The sequence below is a fragment of the Ruegeria sp. CI1 genome (genome assembly GCF_056536925.1).
Genome location: NZ_JBQFQP010000034.1, coordinates 1 through 1,282 on the forward strand (window position 1 = coordinate 1; position 1,282 = coordinate 1,282).

Sequence of the window (1,282 nt, forward strand, 5' to 3'; positions counted from 1 at the left end):
TCGTACCGACGATTTTTTCACCCAATCTCTCGCGGATCGTGATCCTGAGCTTTACGGCTCGATCGCGTCGGAGCTTGGCCGTCAGCGCGACGAGATCGAGCTGATCGCGTCCGAGAACATCGTCTCGGCGGCGGTGATGGAGGCGCAGGGCTCGGTTCTGACCAACAAATATGCCGAGGGCTATCCGGGCCGGCGCTATTACGGCGGCTGCCAGTTCGTCGATGTGGCCGAAAACCTGGCCATCGACCGCGCCAGGCAGCTGTTCGGCTGCGATTTCGCCAACGTGCAGCCCAATTCCGGCAGCCAGGCCAACCAGGGCGTGATGCAGGCGCTGGCCAAGCCCGGCGACACCATCCTGGGCATGAGCCTGGATGCCGGCGGCCACCTGACCCACGGCGCGGCCCCGAACCAGTCGGGCAAGTGGTTCAACGCCATCCATTACGGCGTGCGCAAGCAGGACAACCTGATCGACTATGATCAGATCGAGGCGCTGGCCAAGGAACACACCCCCAGGATCATCATCGCCGGCGGCTCGGCCATTCCGCGCGTGATCGACTTTGCCCGCATGCGCGAAATTGCCGACATGGTCGGCGCCTATCTGCATGTCGACATGGCCCATATCGCCGGCCTGGTGGCGGCGGGCGAGCACCCCTCGCCCTTCCCGCATGCGCATGTGGCCACCACCACCACCCACAAGACCCTGCGCGGCCCGCGCGGCGGCATGATCCTGACCAATGACGAGGCGATCGCCAAGAAGATCAACTCGGCCATCTTCCCCGGCATCCAGGGCGGCCCGCTGATGCATGTGATCGCCGCCAAGGCGGTGGCCTTTGGCGAGGCGCTGCGGCCCGAGTTCAAGGACTATATCAAGCAGGTGCGCAAGAATGCCGACGCGCTGGCCGATCAGCTGATCAAAGGCGGGCTGGATATCGTCACCGGCGGCACCGATACCCATGTGATGCTGGTCGACCTGCGGCCCAAGAAGGTGACCGGCAACATCACCGACGCCGCCCTGAGCCGGGCGCATATCACCACCAACAAGAACGGCATCCCGTTCGACCCGGAAAAGCCGACCGTCACCTCGGGCATCCGCCTGGGCACCCCCGCCGGCACCACCCGCGGCTTCGGCGAGACCGAGTTCCGCCAGATCGCCGACTGGATCGTCGAAGTGGTCGACGGCCTGGCCGCCAACGGCCCGGACGGCAACGGCGAAGTCGAAGCCAAGGTCCGCGCCAAAGTCGCAGACCTCTGCGCCCGATTCCCCCTGTACCCGAACCTCTGA

1 protein-coding gene is annotated in these 1,282 nt (G+C 65.4%); it reads left to right on the forward strand.

All coding sequences use genetic code 11. From position 1 onward, the window contains the following. Positions 1 to 1,282: serine hydroxymethyltransferase (gene glyA / locus ACR0LZ_RS21125; protein ID WP_480752220.1), on the forward strand; the 1,282-nt coding region annotated here is incomplete at its 5' end.